Origin of the sequence: Dysgonomonas sp. PF1-14 (genome assembly GCF_029892965.1) — a bacterium.
Lineage (GTDB): Bacteria > Bacteroidota > Bacteroidia > Bacteroidales > Dysgonomonadaceae > Dysgonomonas.
Genome location: NZ_JARXWN010000004.1, coordinates 216983 through 239831 on the forward strand (window position 1 = coordinate 216983; position 22849 = coordinate 239831).

A 22849-nucleotide genomic window follows, 5' to 3' on the forward strand; every position below is an offset into this window, starting at 1 on the left:
TTATAGCTTTTTCAATCCCTTCGTTTGAGTATTATCGGCTTCCATAATACTTATAGCGTAACCTCCTGCTGCTGCACATGGCTGTGATAGTTTCGACTTGCTTGTTACCACTACCTTGCGTATTTCATATGCATGAGGATTTATTTTGTAATGAGCGTTTTTTGCATCACCGTATATTGTTGCAATGTATGTTTTGTTCGGATCGAGGAAATCGAATGTAATATTCGAGGTACGTCCGTTTTCATCACAAACACTTCCTACAAACCAGTTATTAGTTCCTTTTGCCTTGCGGGCTACCGTCACGTATTCTCCCGGTTCGGCTTCCAGATATTTGCTGTCGTCCCAATCAAGTGCTACATCTTTGATAAACTGGAATGCATCGAGATGCTGATTGTATGTTTCTATCAGGTCGGCAGCCATTTGCAGCGGACTGTACATTGTTACATATAATGCCAGTTGGTTTGCCAGAGTACTGTTTACATGAGAATTGTTTTCGGGATTGTATTTGCTTACATCCATATTGAAGATACCCGGAGTATAATCCATAGGCCCACCAATCAGCCTAGTGAATGGCAATACAGTCACATGGTTAGGCTTGCTGCCGCCGAATGCCTGATATTCTGTTCCGCGTGCCGATTCGTTTCCGATGAGATTGGGCCATGTACGGCAAACACCTGTCGGACGTACAGCCTCGTGTGCATTTACCATAATCTTATAATCGGCAGCTTTCTCGAAAGCATACTGGTAGTGATTTACCATCCATTGTCCGTAGTGATGTTCGCCACGAGGAATGATATCACCCACATATCCGCTTTTTACAGAGTTATATCCATTATCTGCCATAAACTGGTACGCCTTGTCCATATGGCGTTCGTAGTTGCGTACCGAAGAAGAAGTTTCGTGGTGCATCATTAGTTTCACTCCCTTACTTTTTGCATAGGCATGTAGTTCTTTTACATCGAAATCTGGATATGGAGTTACGAAATCGAAAACATAATCTTTCGAATTTCCGAACCAGTCTTCCCATCCTTCGTTCCATCCTTCTACTAGTACAGCATCGAGTCCGTGAAGGGCTGCAAAGTCGATATATTCTTTTACATGAGCAGTGTTTGCTCCATGTTTACCATTTGGCTTAGTCTTTTTATAGTCTGTAACTCCAAGCTGAACACTTGGCAACTCGTTAGTATAAGCCCATGTGCTTTTTCCGGTGATCATTTCCCACCATACACCTACATATTTTACCGGTTTGATCCAGGAGGTATCTTTTATTTTAGATGGCTCATTCAGATTCAGTGTAATATTTGAAGCCAGTATGTCGCGGGCATCATCGCTTACTATTACTGTGCGCCATGGTGTAGAACAAGGTGCTTGCATATAACCTTTATATCCTTGTGCATCGGGTGTAAGCCACGATTCGAATACCATATTCTTGTCATCCAGATTAAGGTGCATACATGAATAGTTGATCAGAGCGGCTTCGTGCAGATTGATATAGAGTCCATCATCAGACTTCATCATCAGAGCAGTTTGTACTCCTGTTTCAGAGAAGGGTGTCTGCGACGAGTTGGGCGTAATAGCTTTACTCATCAGTCCTCTGATCTGCGATAGCTTCGATGTGGTATAATCATACTCTTGTGTATCATAGTCGCCCGGAATCCATATTGCCTTATGGTCTCCTGCCATAGCAAACTGAGTACGTTCTTCTTTGATGACGAAATAGACCAGATTTTTTTGTTCCGGAAATTCGTAGCGAAAGCCCAGTCCATCATCGAATACGCGGAAGCGTATAAGAATATGCCTGTCTGTCGATTTCTGGTTGAGTGTTACAGCCAGTTCGTTATAATGGTTACGGATATTTTTTGTCTCACCCCATACCGGTTGCCATGTTTCGTCAAATGTGGACGTTTTTGTATCTGTTATGTCGAAGCCGTTAAGCAAGGATACTTTATCTTCTTTTTGCTCTTTCTCAATTCTTTTTACAGAAAAATCACTGAAATCATTATTGACGTCACTGTTGTCTTTAAGTTCCAGTCCCAGCTTACTTGGTTTGATCACATCCTTCCCCTTATAGGTAAGGCTATATGTAGGAACTCCTCCGCTCTGTAATGAGAATTTCAGAGACAGATTCCCGTTTGGGGATTTTACTTCTTGCGCTTTCATTGTGCAAAATAATAAACAAAAGCCGATTAAAATGGAAAAGTTGATTACTTTTTTCATGATTTCAAATAAAAAGTTTTTACAGTGCAAAGGAACAACTTTTGCAGCGAATGATACATATTATAATAAGTAAACCCGACGAAAAAGTTTGCAAACGTTTGCAGTGGTATGTACATATATATAGTAAAGACAGGCAGAACAAATCGAGAAGTGCACCCCTAAAGTCTTTATCTGACTTTCCGGAGTGCACTTCTTGAATGAGATAATCTCTTTTTATTTATTTCTTTAATACACTATTCAGTGTTTCCATCAGATCGTAACTGTATATGTCTATCGCATAGATTAATCCGTCAGGGTTGATCAGATAATTTTCAGGTACTGCACTGATCTTATATTGTTCAACAATAGGGCTACTCCATGCCTTTAGGTCAGACAGTGTAATATAGGGAAGTTCAAGATCAGACTCCGCTTTTTCCCATTCAGGCTTTGATTCTTCGATAGTGAAACCGATGATCTCAAATCCTTTTTCTTTGTACTCTGCATATATCTGTTTCAACTCCTGAGCCTCACGACGACAAATATCGCAGGTCGGCGACCAGAATACGAGTAATACCCATTTACCTTTGTACATTGATAAGGACTTAGACTCTCCGCGAAGTGTAGTAGCAGTAAATTCGGGCGCAACACGACCTCGCGTGAGACGCTTTTTATTTTGAATTTCACGTTTAAGCCGTTTTCCCGGAACCGAATTTTTCAGATTTTCGTCCAAGCGGTTATAAAGTACTTCCACCTGTTCGTTTTCGGGGTGGGTAGCATTTTCGGAACGCAGCATATCTACAGCCAGTATATTGTCGGGGTGCGCTCCTACAAAATCCATCGAAAGGCGATTATACTCCTTGCTAAGTTCTTCGAGACGGCGATCGAGCAAGCTGCGATGCTCCGGCGAATATGGTTTGTAGATGTCATCCCGATCTGTCCTCACCTCAATCATTTTCTTTTGCACCGGACGGATAATGTCAAAGTACTCTGTTAATAAATCCTGAGTAGCAGAGCCTTTTATTTCTGCATTGAACAGTTGTCTGCCTGTTATCGTTATCTTACCATGATCGATATAGAACTGCCGCTGGTCTGCCGCTGTAGCATAAAGTATATTGCCATTGAAGGTGTAAACTATTTTTGCATAGACAGGGTATTCGATAGTGCCGCTGAATGTAAATCTGCCATTGTCGAGTAGTATAGAGTCGTTGACAGGACGGCCGCTAACAGGGTCTTTGTAGAAAAGAAAAACTGTACCCGGAGCCTTTTCGTCGGCAAACTTACCCTCGATGACAAATTCTTTATTCGTTTGGGCAAAAGCTCCGACTGTTGCGATCAAGAATAGGGTGAATATCAATCTAAACTTCATTTTTTAATCTGAATTGGTAGTTAAAAAGAATGACTTAGAATCAATCAACCTTAGCTGGTCTATTCCAACTAAGGTTGATTCTATCTGATTATTTAAGGATTAAAATCCCATTATACTATTTCACAAACCACTGAAGGTAACGTCCTTCTCCGCCATTGAGTGAAGAGTGAGGGTATAGATTAGTATGCCCTGCACACCTTTTCACACTAAAGTCGAAGTCATCAGCAGTGGCACTATTACATTTACCAAAGTGGTGGTTAGGCTGATCTTCACCAAACCAACCGAACATATTATTATTATGGAATAACGACATTTGGTTGTTGTCTCCACCCTTATCAGGAACTACGTCGAACAATCTGTCAGGCAGAGCCAAAAATCCCCAGTCCCAATGGGTAGGATACGATGCATTGCTATAAAGGGCTATATGGTGATTTCCGGTCACTTCATCCCAGCCGCCAAAAGCTCCACCACCAGCAGCTTTTTGCTCCCAAGCCTTACCGTAAAGTTTACCTACCGATGGAACCAAAAGAGGTCCGAAGATAGACTCAATAGGGTTTTCAACCGCATTTCTTGGCGAGATAACGCCATAGTTATTCAATCCCCATGGATCATTCATGTCTGTTGGATTTTCGCAGATACGCACTTTCAGTTGCGGATTTGTGGTAGAATTCGGAAAATGCTGGAACTCTTTACGTGACAAACGATAGTCTGCATAATTAATTATTCCATCTTCAGTAGTAACACGGTTACGTTCTGTGTTAACTGCAAACCTATAATTCGCATCCAACGACATGTTATTTATAGGTGCATATGTATTGCGGGATGTTCTCTCACTGAACGACCACACAAGTGTATAGCCACCATTCACGATGTCGCAGAATGTTTTTACAGGAGTAGCAGTGCCTGTCCCATCTAGGCAATCTAACAAAAAGTATTCACCATTGGTTACGTCAGGACGTTCTTCGTATATGTCGAGGCATTTACAAGCCGGGTCGCCATATGTACCCAGTGTAGAGAAAAACTCTACAACAAAAGAACACTCGTTTTTAACGGCTCCATCTGTTACAAATTCGTAAGTGTACTTGCCCGATTTTTTCGGTACTCCTTGTGCTTTGGCTACAAGGGTAGTTTCGCCAAGAGCATCGAATGTTTGGTTTACCACAAATTTAATTCCATTGATCAGGTCGGTTTCCCAAGTGGTGGTTCCGTCCATTATCACATTCACTGGTATTTCTACATAGTTGCGCGAACCGCTCATTTCTCTGCGGGTCTGATAATCTCCTACTACCTTGATGTCTTCGCAGCTTTCGATGCGATATGTCATCGTTGCTACCTGTACGTCTATTTCGATAGTACAAGTATTTGGTATAGGGCTTCCGTTGTTGGTAAAGGTAACACCGTCTACCTGAACTGCTCCGGGTGTTCCCATCGCTTCCAGCCTTAGTTCTACTTTCCCTTTATCGGCAAATGTGCCCGATGCCTGGAAATAGTAACCGTTTCCGGTAGTAGCCATAATGTTGTAGTCGCCTTTCTTGGTAACGTTGACAGGTAGTACAATGTAATTTGACGAAGTTACCGGTACCAAGCGGTAGTATTTACCGTATACACGTACTTTGTTACAGTCTATCTCAACTTCGGCCTTGCTTTGCGTTTCCGATACAGGAACCCATTTTTCACCGTCCCAGTAGTTGAGTCCTATAACCAGTTCTTCTTCTGCTACCTCTTGTGTATTATATACCAGCAGGCCTTTGTGTGCTTTTTTCTTTGTCTCGTCTAATAACACAGCATCTGCTGCCGAATACATCGGTTGCAACTGATTTTTCTTTACCAATGCTACGCGTGGCAGTCCCACGCCTTGTGTCGCATTCACATCTCCATTCGAGGTGTTGTCAGGAATAGTTTTCACCTGTAAAATAGCTCCTTCTATGGGACTTTCTCCCATTCCGACAGTAACTCCCCCCTGTGCATACATCAGGGAAAAACTTGTCATCAACAGCCCGAGTAATAAAACTGATAGTTTTGTCTTCATCTTTTTTTACTAGTTTAGTTAAGTATTAAAATTCATATAATTGTAAATTAAATCGCGTTAAAATAAATTCAATGCACTGAAGTATCCGACTCCGGTTTTCGCAAATGGAAGGTTGGATAATGAAAGGAAGACAAATATTGAAGACAATAACTGTACTTACGTAATAAGTAGAGTAATACCCTCTCATCTCTCTTCAGGCATTGAATTTGTATTTTGGAAACAACATGCAGACTCTTGCGACTTATCCGGTGATATGCCGTAGAGATCCATTCATCTAATTTCTTTTTCAAAAAAATTAAATAGTTTTTGTGTGTTTGAAAATTATTGACTAAGCTTATGCATGTACGTACATAACGATGCGCGCAGATGGAATAATATGTGTCTTTTAGCTGTATATGTTTGGAGTATGTATATGTAGTCTTAGCACTTTTCGATCTGAAAAGTGTTAAGTTGGGAAAAAGGAATGATTGTTCTGATTTATTTAGCTCTCTCTTTAATAAAATAGAGCTAACTTCCAAATTATCAAATGGAAAAACGGTTGCAAATCTTGCAATTTTTTGTGAAGAGATAAACATTTATTGTCTTTTTACTTATTATCGGGTGTAAAAATACGTGCAATTTTTTTATTTCGCAAATTTTTACTGAAAACTTGTCGAAAAATGAAACTTTAATACCGGCGATTAGTATTTGCAATTAACAGTATTTGTTAATGATAATAAGCCTTTCTGTTTATATATATGCTAATGTATGTGTTCTAAAATATAATATATGTTAGTGTAAAATTAACGCATAATTGGTAGGTGACTGATAACAATAGTTAATATCATGAAATACATAATATACTATTTGGGGACATAGGTTTCATTAATGAAATTGCCTGCCATATCTAAAGCTGTGTGACACTGAACTTTATGTGCGGGTTTTGATGCAGATGTACTTTTTCGGAAAAGCCTCCTGCTTACGGCAGGAGGCTATAATTCTGAAAAGCTTTATACGCCAAAACTTTATCGGTTTTCCTTTATTATTGTATGATTAACCTTATCTATTAATGAGGATTGATACCACTAACGGCTGCTTTCTTAAGAGCCCATGATACTGCATTTAGTTCAAGAGCCGCATTATACACAAATTGGGTTTCGGTACTACTAGGACCATATAGTTTAGAGTTAGGAAGTCCTGTGTTGGTGTAATACGAAGGATATGCATTATTTGTAGTATTTGAAGATGAAGACCCCGTACTATCTCCTATAAAAAAGAAGCTTTTAGAGTCGTTATACCACACAATGGAATAGGTAGGATCCACTTCTCTTTTCGAATTTTCTACTCCTCTTGCTGTACAAACTTGTACAGAATTGGGAGGTAATTGAGTCATAATCACTGACCCTGTAGATCCATTGTCTTCTCCCCAGTATTTGGAACAAAGATTTCCAAATGGACCATTAATCACCGGGTCTTCCGGAAAATTTGAGATAAGATAAATGTCATCATTTCCACTTGCTTGAGCTTGAGCAGTCTGTATCCCAAATATACCATTCAGTAAGATGTTCACATCGCTTGATGTACCATCTGCTGATCCATAAATTACAGTTCCTCCTTTATTGATATAGTTTGCTAATGCTGTAGTTAAAGCGTTGTTTGGAGCAGTTGAATAAGCAAAATAAAGTATTACATCGGGGAATTTTCCATTATACCCGTTGTTAATCTGATCAGTAGCGGTAGAAACACTTCCTGTAGACCATAATTGGCTTAGACCTAGTGTTTTAACAATTCCATTAGGGCCAAAGCTATCTCCGTTGTCTAAGGCTTTTTTTCTTTCGGCGGTAGCCCATGAATAGGTTCTACTATTACCCACAATAGCATAAGTCATGAACGGAAGAGTAACAGGAATTGTAGCATTACAAGTGGCATTTCCATCTTTGGTATTGGAAATAATAGTTACTGGAAAATCATTATTAACAGTAGGGCTTCCGCTACCTACCAGAGTTATGGAGTGGGATCCTGTACTGGTAAAATCGCCTGTGGCAGAGAAACGTACCCCATTTGTTTTTTCAACAAGAATAGAATATGAACCGGTTTCAGATACATTCACGTTTAAAGTTATAGTATTGGCACTTGTCAGATTCTGTCCTTTTACATATTGTCCGTTGACCACCACACTCGAACAATTCAGGGAGTAACTGCTCACCGCAGAAGAAACTTGTACTTCCGGCTCACAGCCCTGAGATAGTTCTATACCGCTGAAGGTAAGTTTATCGGTTTGCACATCTACTGGAGTGCCTTGACATGGGATATTGACGGTCATAGATCCTACATTCAACGCAACTCCCGACAGGTAAAAGTTATACCCGTTGTTTGATGTTGCCGTAATAGCAAAAGCCCCGGCCTTTGTTACATTAAGGTTGATGCTTAAATAATTTGCAGAAGTGGTCGTCATTCCCTCTACATATACTCCATTGACCGTAATGTCGGAGCAATCTACAGGGGCGAACTTTGCATTTCCCATTTTCTCTTGAAAGCAGTTCCACTGTCCACCGTCCCACTGGTTAAATCCAAGACATAATTCGTCATCATCATTCTCTTTCAGATTGTAAACGATGAGTCCTGTATGTGCAGGCTTTGTCACTGTTTTGTAGTCAGTGTTCGTTGTATCTCCCTGATAGAATGGAAGTAGCTGGTACTTATTTTCCAACTCTACACGCGGAAGTAGAAGCCCTCCATTTTTAGCTGTAACACCGCCCGTACTGGGCGCTGTCTGGTCTTTGATCTGTAGGGTAGCATGTTTTTCCGGCGCTTCGGAGTGACCGATAGTTACCTGAGCTTTCATCCCGCCCAAACTACTTATTATTAGAAAAGCATTTAATAATAAGACTGATAGTTTTGTCTTCATCTTTTTTACTAGTTTAGTTAAGTATTAAAATTCATATAATTGTTAATTAGATCACGTTCAGAAAAAACAATGCACTGAAGTACCCGGCTTCGATTTTCGCAAATGGAAGGTGGGGTAATAAAGGGAAGACAATATTGAAGACAATAAACAATACTTTGGTAATAAGTAGAGTAATACCCTTCATTTTTCTTCAGGCATTGAATTTGTATGTTTGAAACACGATGTAGTCTCTTACGGCATATCCGGTGATATGCCGTAGAAATCACTTCATTCAATTTCTTTGTCAAAAAAATTAAATAGCTTTTGTCTCTTTTTAAATTATTGGTTAAGCTTATGCGTGTATGCACGCAGTCTTGCATGCACACAAGAGTGCGCATGGAATAGTATGTAAATAAGATTAAATTAAGAAAATTGCTTTTGGAATGTAAGTGGTGAGGATTATTTAGTCTCTCTCTCTCTCTCTCTAGCAAAATAGAGCTAACTTCCAAATTTTCAGATGGAAAAACAGTTGCAAATCTTACTGCATCTTGTGTAGAAATACTCATTATTTTGTCTTGTTTTACTTATATCGGTTGTAAAAGTACATGCAATTTTTCTATTTCGCAAATTTTTGCTGAAAACTTGTCGAAAAATGAAACTTTAATATCGGCTATTAATATTTGCAATTAACGGCAGTTGTTAATGTAAAGAAGCCTTTCTGTTGACATATATATGCTAATATATGTATTCATATGTTTATTGAAACAAAAAGGCTGTATATAAAAAAGAGTGGAAGGATTTTGTCCTTCCACTCTTAAAGTTTAGTGCCTTACTTATAATTATCTGTTAAGGTAGATCCCCAACAGGAATGATAATATAGTTTCCTGATAAGCTGTTCAGTGCAACAAAGTACGTTCCGGCTTCTTCAATGATGAAGTCTTCTCCACCGGTTTTTCCGAATGGGAACTCTTGCTCAGTTTTTGTCGAAGCACCCCAGTTGCTATCCCATCCGGCATTTGCCCTGAATTTCAGTGCACCTGCTTTCAGGTTTATAGATTTGGTAACCCATACATGGTCGGCCACTTTTTCCATAAATGTATCGTTGTCCCAGTCGATAGCAGCAGTACCTACCATACCTATTTTTTCATATACAGGCGCCGGCTTAGTGTATGCTTCCATTTTTATTTCCAGAGTTTTCAGGTCTACCGACAATGTATATAGTCCTGCTCCGGCGGAAGCATAATTGTCTCCGTTATTTTTAGGAGATAATTTGCCTCCCTTGTATGCATATGCATCATCCCAGTTACCAGCTTTGGTTGGGAATTTCATTCCTCCGGCTTTAAACACTCCGGTATAAGTATATTTAAGATCGGCATCTGAGCTTTGATCGGCGAAGAATAGTTGCAGGTCACTTCCTACATTTTCTTTGCCTTCGTTTTTCCATCCAACCAGACCGTCACCGACAATATAGAGTGCCGATTTGATAGACGGACGACAAGTGAATGTTACCTGCTTTGTTTCCGAGTAGAGGATCGGACCAGCTTCTGCTGTACCTAAACTGGCTTTCAGACGGAAATAGAGTGTTATTTCCTGTGAAGATTCAACAAATCTCAGCGCAGCCTTATTCAACATATCGTAGGTAATCTTTATATATGTATCAGCAGTAGTTGTAACACTTTGAGCTGTTTCGAAAGATGGCGATACGTCCACTTGCATATTATATGAAGGAGGTGCCTGTATATTGTATTCGGCCTTTGTCCATTTCCAGTAACCGATAGAGTCGGATAGGACAGTCTCTTGCTCTACAACAAAGTTTTGTAGTACATTTTGCTCCAGTACCGGTTTCACAAAGCTACTGTCTCCATCCAGTTTGATGTGGTCGTTTTCATCAGTACATGCCACAAAGGCAAGTAAGGAGAAGACAATGATTGAAAATATATTAAGTTTTTTCATGTTCTAGTATATTATGTTTCTATATTGATACAGATTAATAACCCGGATATTGAGTAAGATTTGGATTTGATCCCATATCGTCGGCAGGTATCGGGAATACATTATATTTCTTGTCCACCGATTTACCATCGAAAGTACCACCTTTCCATTGCCATATATAAGACTCAGTAGTCAGTTTATCGAAGCGGACAAGGTCGGTACGGCGTTGTGCTTCAAAGAAGAATTCACGTCCTTTTTCGTCCAGGATGAAATCCAGTGTCAGGTCAGAGTTGGTGATAGTTGCATTGTCATCATTCCCATAGGCACGTTTACGCAAATCGTTGATCAGTTTGAGAGCTGTAGAAGCATCTCCTCCTGCACCTCCACGCAGAACTGCTTCTGCATAGTTCAGATATATTTCGGCCAGACGGAATATAGGGAAGTCTGTGTAAGCAATATTGCTTGCCGGAAGCGAACCGTTCTTGTTTACATTAGAGAATTTAACAACGGGAATACCATCCTTGTATTTTGCTGGATCAATAATGTCTAAGTTTTCGGCCAAATCTGGTTTCAACATTGTGTAACGGCTGTCGTCTGACAATGAGTTCTCTTTCTGGAATATTCTTTGAAGTGACACGCGGGCACGGTTGCCTTGCCATGCTCCCTGTGCATTTATGTCTCCTTGCAGAGCTGATGGAACTGTACTACACAGCAGGAATGTCATACCACCCCATGTTTGAGTATCAGCGCCTTCGTAGCGTACAGGGAAAATCATTTCCAGTGAATTGCCATTGTCGGCCTTGAACATATCGGCATAATTCGGCTCCAGTTGGTAACCTACAGCCATTACTTTATTGCTGTTGGTTATACTTTCGGTATATTTCTTTTCACCTGTGTATGTCTCAGCATTCAGATACAAGCGTGAAAGCAGTGACCATGCAGCAGCTTTGGTAGCGCGTCCGTAGTTTTTAGAGTTGTATCCTACAAACGGATCGAGCATATCGTTCTGGCACTCGTTCAGTTCTGTTTCTATATATGCAAACAGGTCTTTTGCTGCAATTTGCTCCGGAGCTACTTTTCCTATTTCGTTGTCTTCTGTAACAAACGGAACATTACGGAACATATCGAGCAGATAGAAGTATGACAAAGCTCTCATAAAACGAGCATCGGCTCTGTATATTTTTATCTCAGCCTGATCGGCGCTCGAAACACCACGTTCGTTCAGCTTATCGCCAGTTGTTTCACGCAGATATTCGTTAGACTGGTTTATCTGATAATATAGGCGATAGTACATCCCTTTAATAAAGACATTACTGGCATCCCATGTATGATAGTTGAATCTGTCGATACCAACGTCATTCCAACAGCAATGTGCTTCATCGGTAGGCAATTGTTGCAGGTTCCATAGTGCGCGCAGGAATGATGCCTGGCTACCACCGTCAACTCCGGCTACGTCCTGATCTCCGTCACCACCTTCGTTACCCGAAATGGCTAATCCGGCATAAATCTTAGCTAAAGTAGATTTATAAGTACTCAGTTCTTTCCCATAAGCGGTCTCTGCAACCGGTTCGGATGGATCGAGAGGGAGTGTATCGAGATCTCCAAGACAAGAGGTAAGGAATGTTGTCAATCCGAACAACATTGCTATTGTCATGAATTTATATTTTATTGTTTTCATATTTCTGTTATTTTTTCAGGAATTAAAAGTTCAGGTTTACACCCAGCATAAATATACGTGGACGCGGATAGATATTATTGTCTATACCTTCATTGTTAAATTCAGGGTCTAAGCCGTCGTATTTAGTAATTACGAACGGATTCTGTACAGTTCCGTATATACGCGCCGAACTAAGCACTTTCGATACATTGCGGAATGTATATCCCAACGAAATGTTGTCCATTCTCAGGAATGACGCATTCTGTACATAATAGCTCGATAAATACTGAGGGTTGCTGAAATTAGTGTATCCTGCTGTAGTTACACGGTTTTTCAGGAAGCCTGTAGGGTCTAGCATTGATGAGCCTCCATAGGCTTCGCGGTTAGACTGAACATTGTTGTAAGCATAGTTGCCAAAGCTGGCACGTAGAGAGAAGTTGAAGTCCCAGTTTTTGTACGTAAGCTGAGATGAAAGTCCCATAAACACGTCAGGGGCAGATTTCTTATATGCAATAAGGTCTTTTTCATCTATTACTCCGTCTTTGTTCTGGTCTATATATGCACCTTCTATAGGGCTACCGTCGGCATTGTATATTTGCTCATATACATAGAATGAGTTAAACGGATTGTTCAGGGAGTGTATCAGTACGTTGTTTCCTGTACCACCGCTAATGCCTCCGTGCTTAATACCAATATAGTTAGGATTGTCGAAATCCAACATTTTAGTAATCTCATTCTTGTTGTACGATACATTGTATCCGAGTGTCCAAGTCAGGTCTTTAGTATCTATTACATGACCGGTGATATTAAACTCAATACCCTTATTTTCCAATGTACCCGAGTTCATGATCAGCTGATTGCTGAAGTTAGTTCCTGCAGGGATAAATATGTTATTAATAAGGTCTTTAGTTTTACGATAATATACATCTACGGCACCGGTAATGCGGTTTCCTAAAAATCCGTAGTCGAGTCCCACATTATACGTCGTAGTTTCTTCCCATTTCAGGTCTATATCATAAGGCTCAGGACGCAATAGTTGTATCTTTTCGTCACCCCAGTAATAATTGGCTCCGGCTTTGCTATATCTATATTTTGGCATATAAGGATAGTCGTTATCACTAATGTTTTGTTGCCCTGTAATACCATATCCCAGACGAAGTTTCAGGTCAGACATTACATTCTGATTTTTCATGAAACCTTCTTCCGATATTCTCCATGCCAATGCTGCAGCTGGGAATAGCCCCCAGCGATTGTCTTTACTGAAGCGGGATGAACCGTCGTTACGAAGAGTAACTGTCAATAAATATTTATTGGCGAATGTATAGTTGAAACGTCCGAAGAATGAAATCAGATAGTTTTCAGACTCGTAGCTTTTCCCTTCAGAGTAATGTGTTGCACCTTTCTCTTTTTGCATAGCAAGAGAATATGGATATTCGGTAGAGTCATATTTGTAAAAATTCTGCCATGAATAACCCGCCATTACATCAAAACGATGTTTTTCATTTAACTCTTTTACATAATTCAGATAGAAATCCATCAGATAGTTTTCTTTCTTCTGCTCATAGTTCTCATTTTCTCCGAATCCTGTTTTGAATTTGCCTGTAACCCAAGAACGCACAGAATTATCCAGTGTTGTATTCCATTCGCGGCTGTTCGAGATATCGTAACCTAGATTTAAGTTAGCACGCAAATCAGGGAAGAAATGCAGTTTGTAATCGAACTGTATGTTACCAATACTTCTCTTTACTCTGGCCTTGTCGTATTTAGACAATAATGCGTCTACAGGATTCATTAAGCCTACATCAATAGGTGTTTTGCCATCAGCTTTCAGAGACAGGTAATATCCATTTCCGGGATCGCCTTCCTTGTAATTAGGGTTATAAACCGGCTGTGTAGGGTCAAATTCCGATGCAGCACCAATAGCGCCAGTATCGGCAAATCTGGTCAGGTTGTAAATTCCTTTCACGTTCAATTGTACGCTCAACATGTTGTTGAAGAATTTAGGACTCAGGTTAATAGCTCCAGTCCAACGTTCCATGTTAGATGTCTTCAATATACCGTTTTCGTTAGTGTAACCAAGTGATACACGGTAAGGAAGTATTCCGGCAGCGCCAGATATACCCACATTGTGGTCGGTACTGTATGCCGTTCTGAAAATTTCATCCTGCCAGTTTGTTTTTGCAGTACCCATTGCTTTGTACTGGTCACTTTCGGTTCCGAATTTTTCAGTTATAAATCCACGGAAACCATCGGCATCCATAACGTCTACCTCTCCGGCCTTAGTACTTACCGAGAATGTTCCATTATAGTTTACACTCACCTTTTTACCCAGACTACCCTTCTTCGTAGTGATCAGGATAACCCCGTTAGATGCACGCGAACCGTAGATAGCGGTTGCAGAAGCGTCTTTCAATACTGTAAAGTTTTCGATATCGTTAGGGTTGACCGAAGATAAGGCATTTCCCATTCCTTTTATACCACCACTGTTGTCGACAGGAACACCGTCGATAACGATCAGCGGGTCGTTACTTGCCGACATGGAAGAACCTCCACGTATGCGGATTGTAGCACCGGCACCCGGAGCACCACCGTCAGTTACAACACTTACGCCGGGAGCTTTACCTACCAGCAGGTCGGAAGCCGAAGTAGCCATCCCTTTTGCCAGTGAGTTTGCATTAACTGTAGTTACAGCTCCGGTAAGGTCTTCTTTTTTCACACTACCATATCCGATGATAACTACGTCCTGAAGCATTTCTACGTCTTCAGCCATAGTTACATTGATTGTTGTACGTCCGCCAACCGGAATTTCCTGAGCTGTAAAGCCCACATACGAAAATACCAATGTACCGTCCGCCGGCGCATTTATAGTATAGTTTCCATCTAAGTCAGTTACAGTACCGGTAGTAGTACCTTTTACTACAACGCTACCGCTGATGATGGGTTCGTTGAGGTTATCCCTCACATTTCCTTTCACCGTAATAGTACCGCTTTGCGCATACATGTTAGGTGATAAGGTAAGCATTCCCAGCATAAAGAGCAAGAATACTTTCACACATCTGTTCTTAATCTTTCTTTCCATTTGAATAATATTAAGATTAACGTTAATATTGATTTGATTACTTTTATTATGGTCGATTTAATATCTCAGGGTCATGGTTTAGATACAAGCAGGAAGACGCTAGCTCTCAACTAGGTTATTTTCTAATTGGGGTAAGCATCCTTTTTATTTTCAATGCCGTTACTATCTCTTTTTCGCAAAATAGTATTAACTGCCAAGTTTTCAGTTAGAAAACCGACAGCTGAAAATGTTGTATTATGAGATTTAATTTGCATTAATTTTAATTTTGTTTTTCAACTTTTAAATTAATATGATGAAGTACGCAATGGGGATTTTTTTTGTATTCTTTCATGGTACTTACATTCTGTAGTACAAATATCATAACAACTATTAGCTTTCGGGATATAAAAAATTACAAAAATTAGGTTTTTGTTATGCAAACGATTGGAGGATATGTACTTTTTGAGGATGCTTATGTGTCTATATTTTAGGGCTTTTATTATATCTTTTTGTTAATTTATGATATGCGGAGAGTGAAATACCAATTACTATTTTATAAATTTGTGACGTCTAACAACATTATTGTGAAATAAAAAACAAATCGATACAGAGAATTGTTAATTATATGACTTAACCAGTTGCTCACAGTAGCAGAATGCCCCTGTGTTGTATATTTATTAACAAGGTAATGATGAAATAGTTTAATATAGGAATCAGCAATCTATCTATAAATAAATTATATGAATAATAGAAAATCTGTTTTTTTTCTGGCAATCTTGTGCCTGGCATTGCTCGGTGCGTGTAAAAAGACGACAGAGAATCCCCCTATCGTTGAGGTGGAACCCGTTACGGTCGACAATATCGAGATCTATGGAGAATATGTCGGGCTTATCAAGGCTTCCCGCAATGTAGAGATACATGCCAGAGTAGAGGGCTTTTTGGAAAGGATGACCTTTATAGAAGGTAAAGAAGTGAAAGCCGGAGAGGCATTATTCTACATAAACAACAAACCTTACAAAGCGAAAGTAGAAAAAGCCAAAGCCCAGCTTAAACGTGATGAGGCTAAAGAACTGAAAGCCGAAAGTGACCTGAAACGTATAGAACCTCTCTATAACCAGAATGCAGCCAGTAGGCTCGATTTGGATAATGCTGTTGCGGCCCTCAATATGTCGAAGGCAGATGTATTGATGAGTAAAGCCGACTTGGAACAGGCCGAGCTCGAACTCAGCTATACAGTGGTGCGCTCACCATTGTCGGGTTATATAAGCGAACGCTATGTAGATATAGGAACGCTGGTAGGCAATTCGAAGTCGTTATTGGCTACTGTTGTTAAACGTGATACAGTACAGGTCGATTTTAAACTGACATCACTCGATTATTTGCGGAGTCAACGCCGTAATGTACATCTGGGTGAACTGGATACCACACGCTCGTGGCAGCCTACAGTAATCGTTACTCTTGCCGATAACTCGGTGTACAGCCAGCGCGGAATTGTAGACTTTGCATCCCCGCAGGTAGATCCGAAGACGGGAACTTTCGGTGTGCGTGCCGAGTTGCCGAACCCGAATCAGGTGCTTTTGCCCGGACAGTTTACCCGTGTAAAACTGTTACTCGATGTGCTGGAGAACGCTCTGGTAGTTCCGCGTAAAGCAGTTTCTATAGAAAAAGGTGGGGCATTCATATTCGTTGTGCTGCCTGATGATATTGTTGAAAAGCGATTTGTAGAAACAGGTCCCGAACAGAATAATAAGATAGTGGTGACAAGAGGACTGGCCGAAGGAGAGCGCATTGTGGTGGAAGGATTCCAGAAACTCACGCATGGGCAAAAAGTTTTGCCTCGCACACAGGAAGAAGAGCAGCGGATAGAGGCGGAAAAGAAAGCCCAAGAATTAAATAAGGAGGATAACGAATGAGTCCCGGATTTTTCATAGAACGCCCCGTCTTATCCACCGTACTATCTTTGTTGATAGTGATTATCGGTATCATAGGACTGGTGCTTTTACCCATAGAGCAATATCCGCAGATAACACCGCCTGTGGTGAAGATAAGCGCATCTTATCCCGGAGCTAATGCTACTACGGTGTCGCAGGCTGTAGCTACGCCTATCGAACAAGAGCTGAACGGTACACCCGGTATGATATATATGGAGTCGAGCAGTTCCAATTCGGGGGGACTATCTGTAACAGTAACTTTCGATGTAAGTACAAATGCCGATCTTGCTGCCGTTGAAATACAAAACAGGGTAAAACTGGCCGAATCGCGGCTTCCGGCAGAGGTGCTGCAAAGTGGTATATCGGTAGAGAAACAAGCTCCCGGACAGTTGATGACCATTGCCTTGACTTCCGATGATCCCAAATATGACGAAATATACCTTAGCAACTATGCTACAATAAATATACTGGACGTCATCAGGCGTATTCCCGGAGTAGGGCGTGTATCCAATGTGGGTAGTCGCTACTATGGCATGCAGATATGGGTGTACCCCGACAGGCTTGCCAGCTTTGGACTGACGATAAAAGATTTGCAAAATGCACTTAAAGATCAGAACCGTGAATCGGCAGCAGGCGAACTGGGAAAACAACCGATTGTAAATGTCGATGTATCTATGCCCATTACGGCACAGGGGCGTCTGTCTACAGTAAGTGAGTTTGAAGACATTGTTGTAAAAGCCGATAATGACGGATCGTTTATCCGTATGCGTGACGTAGCCAGAGTATCGCTCGAAGCCTCGTCTTACAATACAGAAAGCGGACTGAACGGTAAATATGCTACTATGCTTAGTATATACATGCTTCCGGGTGCTAATGCGATGGAAGTAGCTGATGAGGTAAAGACCGCTATGGTACAGATCAAAAATGACTTTCCGGAAGGACTCGATTATCTGATTCCTTTCGATATGACCGAATATATCGGTGAGTCTATCCATGAGGTGTACAAGACATTATTCGAAGCTCTCTTTTTGGTTATCGCCGTTGTATTCCTTTCATTACAGAACTGGAGGGCATCTATTATCCCTATTGTTGCCGTACCTATATCGCTGATCGGTACATTCGGGTTTATGCTGGCTATGGGCTTTTCGCTGAATATGCTTACGCTACTCGGATTGGTACTGTCTATCGGTATTGTTGTCGATGATGCCATTGTTGTCGTCGAGAATGTCGAGCGTATCATGGAGGAGAAAAAGATCGGTGCGCGTGAGGCTACACATCTGGCTATGAAACAGCTTGCCGGAGCATTGGTTGCTACTTCTTTGGTGTTGGCAGCCGTATTTGTTCCTGTGAGTTTCCTCGATGGTATTACAGGTTCGCTATATCGTCAGTTTTCGGTAACTATAGTTGTGTCTGTTCTTATATCGGCAGTAGTGGCTCTGACGCTGAGTCCGGCGATGTGTGCCATTATTCTGCGTCCGTCCAATCATCACGAGAAAAAGAATATTGTTTTCCGTAAAATAAATTTATGGCTTAGTCAGGGCAATACCAAATATGCAAACATTCTGATGAAGGTTATAAACAACCCCCGCAGAATACTTGCCGGATTTGGTATGGTGCTTGTGTTTATATTCGTGCTGAATAAGGTTGTACCTACAAGCTTTATTCCGCAGGAAGATCAGGGATATTTTACTGTCGAACTCGAAATGCCCGAAGGTACTACGCTCGAACGTATGCGTACAGTGACAGACAGGGCGATAAGCTATCTCGATCATCATCCTGCTGTAGAATATGTGCAGAATGTTACAGGCTCAAGTCCGCGTGTAGGAACTAATCAGGGGCGTACAACACTTACTGTGATACTGAAATCGTGGAAAGAGAGAAGTGTCGGAGTAGATGAAGTAATGCGTGATGCCCAGAAAGAATTTTATGACTACCCTGAAATAAGGGCATTTGTAAGCCGTCCGCCTGCTATACCCGGACTAGGTTCGGCAGGAGGTGTGGAAATGAAGTTGCAGGCACGTTCCGATGCTAAATGGGAAGACCTTGTAGCAGCTACAGATACATTTATGTATTATGCTGAGAAATCGAAAGTGTTGTCGAATGTATCTTCATCCCTGCAACCCGAAATCCCGCAATTGTACTTCGATGTAGATCGCGATCAGGCGATGCTGCTCGGTGTGCCGATGTCGGATATATTTTCTACAATGAAGGCCTATCTGGGTTCGGTATATGTCAATGACTTCAATATGTTTAACCGTATATATAAAGTCTATATACAGGCCGATCAGTCGTATCGTGCTAAAGCCGAAGATATAAATCTGTTTTTCGTGAAAACGGCAAATGGTGACATGGTGCCGCTTACCGCACTGGGCAGGACAAGCTACACTACGGGGCCGGGTAATATCACCCGTTTCAATATGTACACATCTGCATCCATGCAGGTAACGCCCGCATCGGGTTATAGCTCGGGACAGGCGATGAGCGAGATAGAAAAAATAAGAAAAGAACATTTGCCCGAAAATATAGGTGTGGCATGGAGCGGACTCTCCTTTCAGGAGCAGAAAGCAAGCGGGCAGACAGGAGTTGTTCTAGGATTGGTATTCCTTTTTGTCTTTCTTTTCCTTGCCGCTTTGTACGAAAGTTGGACTGTGCCTATATCGGTGTTGTTATCGCTGCCGATTGCCGCACTGGGAGCATTTCTGGGTATCTGGATTCTGGGGCTGGACAACGATGTCTATTTCCAGATCGGTCTGGTGACGCTTATCGGTCTGGCAGCAAAGAATGCCATTCTGATAGTCGAATTTGCAAAGATACAGGTCGATTCCGGTATGCAGCCGATATTTGCAGCCATGCAGGCAGCTAAGCTGCGTTTCCGTCCTATACTGATGACCTCTCTGGCTTTCGTGTTGGGTATGTTGCCGATGGTTATTGCTTCGGGACCCGGTTCGGCCAGCAGGCATTCCATCGGTACGGGAGTATTCTTCGGTATGATTATTGCTATTACTTTTGGTATAATACTTGTACCATTCTTCTTTGTAATGGTGTACAAGGCAAAAGAAAAGTTTAAGATACCGGAACTGAAGTTCCCTGAGTTTCTGAAATTGAAGAAACTGATAAAAAAAGCTTGAAATGAATAAGATAAAATATATACTGGCATTATCACTTATCCTTCTTTCTTCGTGTAAGATAGGGCAGAAGTACGAACAGCCTCAGATGGATATGCCTCAGACTTTCGAAACGCGGGGCATGATAGAGGGTAATGCTTCCGACATAGGATGGAGTACACTCTATTCGGATACTGTGCTACAAGGCTTGATAACGAAAGCATTGGAGCACAACAAAGATATGCTTGTGGCCACCGCCCGTATAAAAGAGATGGCCGCGAACAAACGCATTAGTTTTGCAAATATGTTTCCCGAGCTAGGGGGAGAAATTGCCGGACAACGCGAATATACCAATTATGGTGGTGATGCTAAGTCGTATGACCCGGAGGTTAGGGCAAATCTGAATGTGTCGTGGGAACTGGATATATGGGGTAAACTACGTTGGGCAAATGATGCCGGAGTAGCAGCTTATATGCAGACAGTGGAGGCTCAGCGTGCGCTTCATCTGACCATTGTAGCACAGGTGGCACAATCGTATTTTGAATTGAAGTCTCTCGACCGTCAGCTTGAAATAGTAAAACAGACACTAGATGCCCGCCGCGAAGGAGTCCGCTTTGCAAAGTTGCGCTACGAAGGCGGATTGACATCCGAGATACCCTATCGTCAGAGTCTTGTGGAGCTGGCACGTACCGAAACGCTTATTCCGGCTCTGGAAAATGAAATAAAGCTGAAAGAGAATGACTTATTTGTCTTGGTTGGTGAATTTCCATCAGGTGCTATCGCCAGAGGTGAAGATATAGATCATCAGCAAGTACCTCAAAGCCTGCCTGTCGATCTGCCATCGTCGTTACTGAAACGCCGCCCCGATATGATGCAGGCAGAGCAAAAACTGATAGAGGCAAATGCAGAAGTCGGAATCGCTTATACCGAGATGTTTCCGTCATTGCGCCTCACAGGGCGTCTGGGAGGTGAGAACTCGGAACTGACCGACTTCCTGAAAAGCCCTACATGGTTTATCTCAGGGGTACTGACAGGCCCTATATTCAATATGGGAAAGAATAAGGCAAAGCATAATGCAGCTAAAGCTGCGTACGAGCAGGAAGTGTACGGTTACGAAAAATCTGTATTGGAAGCATTCAAGGAAGTGAACAACTCGATCAATACATTCAATAAAATGAAAGAAGTGTACCGCTCACAGCAGGCATTGTACAATTCGGCCAAGTCGTACCACGAACTGGCCACCCTGCAATATGTGAACGGGGTAATCAGTTATATAGATGTATTGGATGCTCAGCGTCAGTTGTTCGATGCCGAGATAGCCCTCAATAAAGCTACGCTGAACGAACTTGTGTCTGTTGTTGCTTTATATAAAGCACTGGGGGGTGGATTGGTGAAATAAGGTTCGTTTCAATAGATAGAGAATAATTTCCAGTTTATCATTGGTATAATTAGCCCTTTGTGTCTTTTGTGGTACTAGAAGAGCTTAACCACGATGAACACAAAGTTTTACACGAAGGTCACAAAGTGTGTTTGTAACAGGTTGATATTTAATGAGCTTTTATTTTGCATAAAGTCTATTATACTTATCTAAATCTTCCACAACCAGAGGAACATTCGGATTGTGTTCATCAAAGAAATTTCCTATTTTGGAGAATATGCTGTCATCGGTCGTATTGCCTGCATTTGTCCATTCTCCCGAAGGTTCGATATGACCGTCCTCTACTCCATTTTTGTAAAATGTTGTTCCTTCCGACAGGTTATCATATACAGCAACATGAATATCTCCTCCATCGGGCACCATCATCCATTTAATCCTGCCATTCAGGATGGCTTGTTCCCGAATACTGCGGTTTTCATCACCTTTCGTTACTGTCCACGTCTCGTAGCGCAGAAAGAACTGTCCGGTGTACCAGGTAGTCTGTTCCTCATCCGGTCGCACAAGGCGTACCATGTCGGTAAGGTATACGATATGCTTATCGGTTTCTTCGAGAATACAGAGTGATTTTGCTTTTATACTGTCCATGTCTGGTTGGGTTTTATCTCCCTGAGCAAAACAAGCGGTTGTTATTGTAAGGAGAGTCAGAATAATTATTGCTTTTTTCATTGTGCATTTCGTCTTTGTTCTATCTCCCTAAATCTTCCACAATCACAGGAATATCCTTTATATTCTGGTGGAAATAATCATCTACTTTAGTTGGTATTCCATCATCGCCCGAAAGGCCGAAATCTTCCCATTCTCCTGAAGGTAGAACATGTTGCACCGGTTGTACGTTTTTATGATATGCGTAGAATTCAACTCTATTTTGGTAAACATTAGCATCATAACTTCCACCATCAGGTGTTGCAATGCGCTCGGGCTTACAATATAATACACTGCGATTTTGTATACTGTATTCTTTATCGTCTTTCGAGATAGTCCACGTCTCGTAGCGTAGAAATAGTTCATTGCCTCCGGCGTACCACGACAGTTCGTCTCCGGATTTCCGGACTAGGCGTGTCATATTGGTAAGATATACGATATGCTTATCGGTTTCTTCGAGAACACAGAGTGCTTTTGCTTTTATACTGTCCATGTTGGGTTGGGTTTTATCTCCCTGAGCAGAACAGGCGGTCGTTATTGCAAGGAGTGTAAGGATGATTATTGCTTTTTTCATTGTGTGTTTCTTTTGTGTTAGGTGTAGTAAAGATATGATATTCTGTTAAAAAACTG

12 protein-coding genes are annotated in these 22849 nt (G+C 41.4%); 3 read left to right on the forward strand and 9 right to left on the reverse strand.

What is annotated here, in order from left to right:
- The 7 genes from M2448_RS07365 to M2448_RS07395 form a co-directional block, all read right to left on the reverse strand.
- Complete coding sequence (locus tag M2448_RS07365) at nucleotides 1–2160, reverse strand: glycoside hydrolase family 97 protein (RefSeq protein ID WP_280645266.1); 2160 nt, start codon at nucleotides 2158–2160, stop codon at nucleotides 1–3.
- A gap of 274 nt (nucleotides 2161–2434) precedes the next feature.
- Nucleotides 2435–3562: a TlpA disulfide reductase family protein gene (locus tag M2448_RS07370; RefSeq protein WP_280645267.1), complete on the reverse strand. Its 1128-nt coding sequence runs from the start codon at nucleotides 3560–3562 to the stop codon at nucleotides 2435–2437.
- A gap of 115 nt (nucleotides 3563–3677) precedes the next feature.
- A complete protein-coding gene (locus tag M2448_RS07375) occupies nucleotides 3678–5591 on the reverse strand; it encodes a hypothetical protein (protein WP_280645268.1) in 1914 nt (637 codons plus the stop codon).
- Nucleotides 5592–6636: 1045 nt separating this feature from the next.
- Nucleotides 6637–8478 carry a hypothetical protein gene (locus tag M2448_RS07380; protein ID WP_280645269.1) on the reverse strand — a complete coding sequence of 614 codons (1842 nt, stop codon included), beginning with the start codon at nucleotides 8476–8478 and terminating at the stop codon, nucleotides 6637–6639.
- Nucleotides 8479–9303: 825 nt separating this feature from the next.
- Nucleotides 9304–10410 (reverse strand): SusF/SusE family outer membrane protein, encoded by a 1107-nt coding sequence (locus M2448_RS07385; RefSeq protein WP_280645270.1) that lies wholly within the window; start codon nucleotides 10408–10410, stop codon nucleotides 9304–9306.
- A 34-nt stretch (nucleotides 10411–10444) separates the two neighbouring features.
- Nucleotides 10445–12067 carry a RagB/SusD family nutrient uptake outer membrane protein gene (locus tag M2448_RS07390; protein ID WP_280645271.1) on the reverse strand — a complete coding sequence of 541 codons (1623 nt, stop codon included), beginning with the start codon at nucleotides 12065–12067 and terminating at the stop codon, nucleotides 10445–10447.
- Nucleotides 12068–12089: 22 nt separating this feature from the next.
- Nucleotides 12090–15125 carry a TonB-dependent receptor gene (locus M2448_RS07395; RefSeq protein ID WP_280645272.1) on the reverse strand — a complete coding sequence of 1012 codons (3036 nt, stop codon included), beginning with the start codon at nucleotides 15123–15125 and terminating at the stop codon, nucleotides 12090–12092.
- A gap of 719 nt (nucleotides 15126–15844) precedes the next feature.
- Here M2448_RS07395 and M2448_RS07400 point away from each other — a divergent pair.
- The 3 genes from M2448_RS07400 to M2448_RS07410 are packed head-to-tail and all read left to right on the forward strand — an operon-like array spanning nucleotide 15845 to nucleotide 21538.
- Nucleotides 15845–17017 (forward strand): efflux RND transporter periplasmic adaptor subunit, encoded by a 1173-nt coding sequence (locus M2448_RS07400; RefSeq protein ID WP_280645273.1) that lies wholly within the window; start codon nucleotides 15845–15847, stop codon nucleotides 17015–17017.
- The gene (locus M2448_RS07405; protein ID WP_280645274.1) at nucleotides 17014–20163 is read left to right on the forward strand and encodes a multidrug efflux RND transporter permease subunit; all 3150 of its coding nucleotides are present in this window, start codon (nucleotides 17014–17016) and stop codon (nucleotides 20161–20163) included. The genes M2448_RS07400 and M2448_RS07405 overlap by 4 nt, the downstream gene beginning before the upstream one ends.
- Before the next feature lies 1 nt (nucleotide 20164).
- A complete protein-coding gene (locus M2448_RS07410; RefSeq protein ID WP_280645275.1) occupies nucleotides 20165–21538 on the forward strand; it encodes an efflux transporter outer membrane subunit in 1374 nt (457 codons plus the stop codon).
- A gap of 159 nt (nucleotides 21539–21697) precedes the next feature.
- Here the strand turns inward: M2448_RS07410 and M2448_RS07415 are convergent, their stop codons facing one another.
- Both M2448_RS07415 and M2448_RS07420 read right to left on the reverse strand, forming a co-directional pair.
- Entirely contained in the window at nucleotides 21698–22243 is a 546-nt protein-coding gene (locus M2448_RS07415) for a hypothetical protein (RefSeq protein WP_280645276.1), read from the reverse strand.
- Between the two features lie 19 nt (nucleotides 22244–22262).
- Nucleotides 22263–22793: a hypothetical protein gene (locus tag M2448_RS07420; RefSeq protein ID WP_280645277.1), complete on the reverse strand. Its 531-nt coding sequence runs from the start codon at nucleotides 22791–22793 to the stop codon at nucleotides 22263–22265.
- Nucleotides 22794–22849 lie beyond the last annotated feature (56 nt).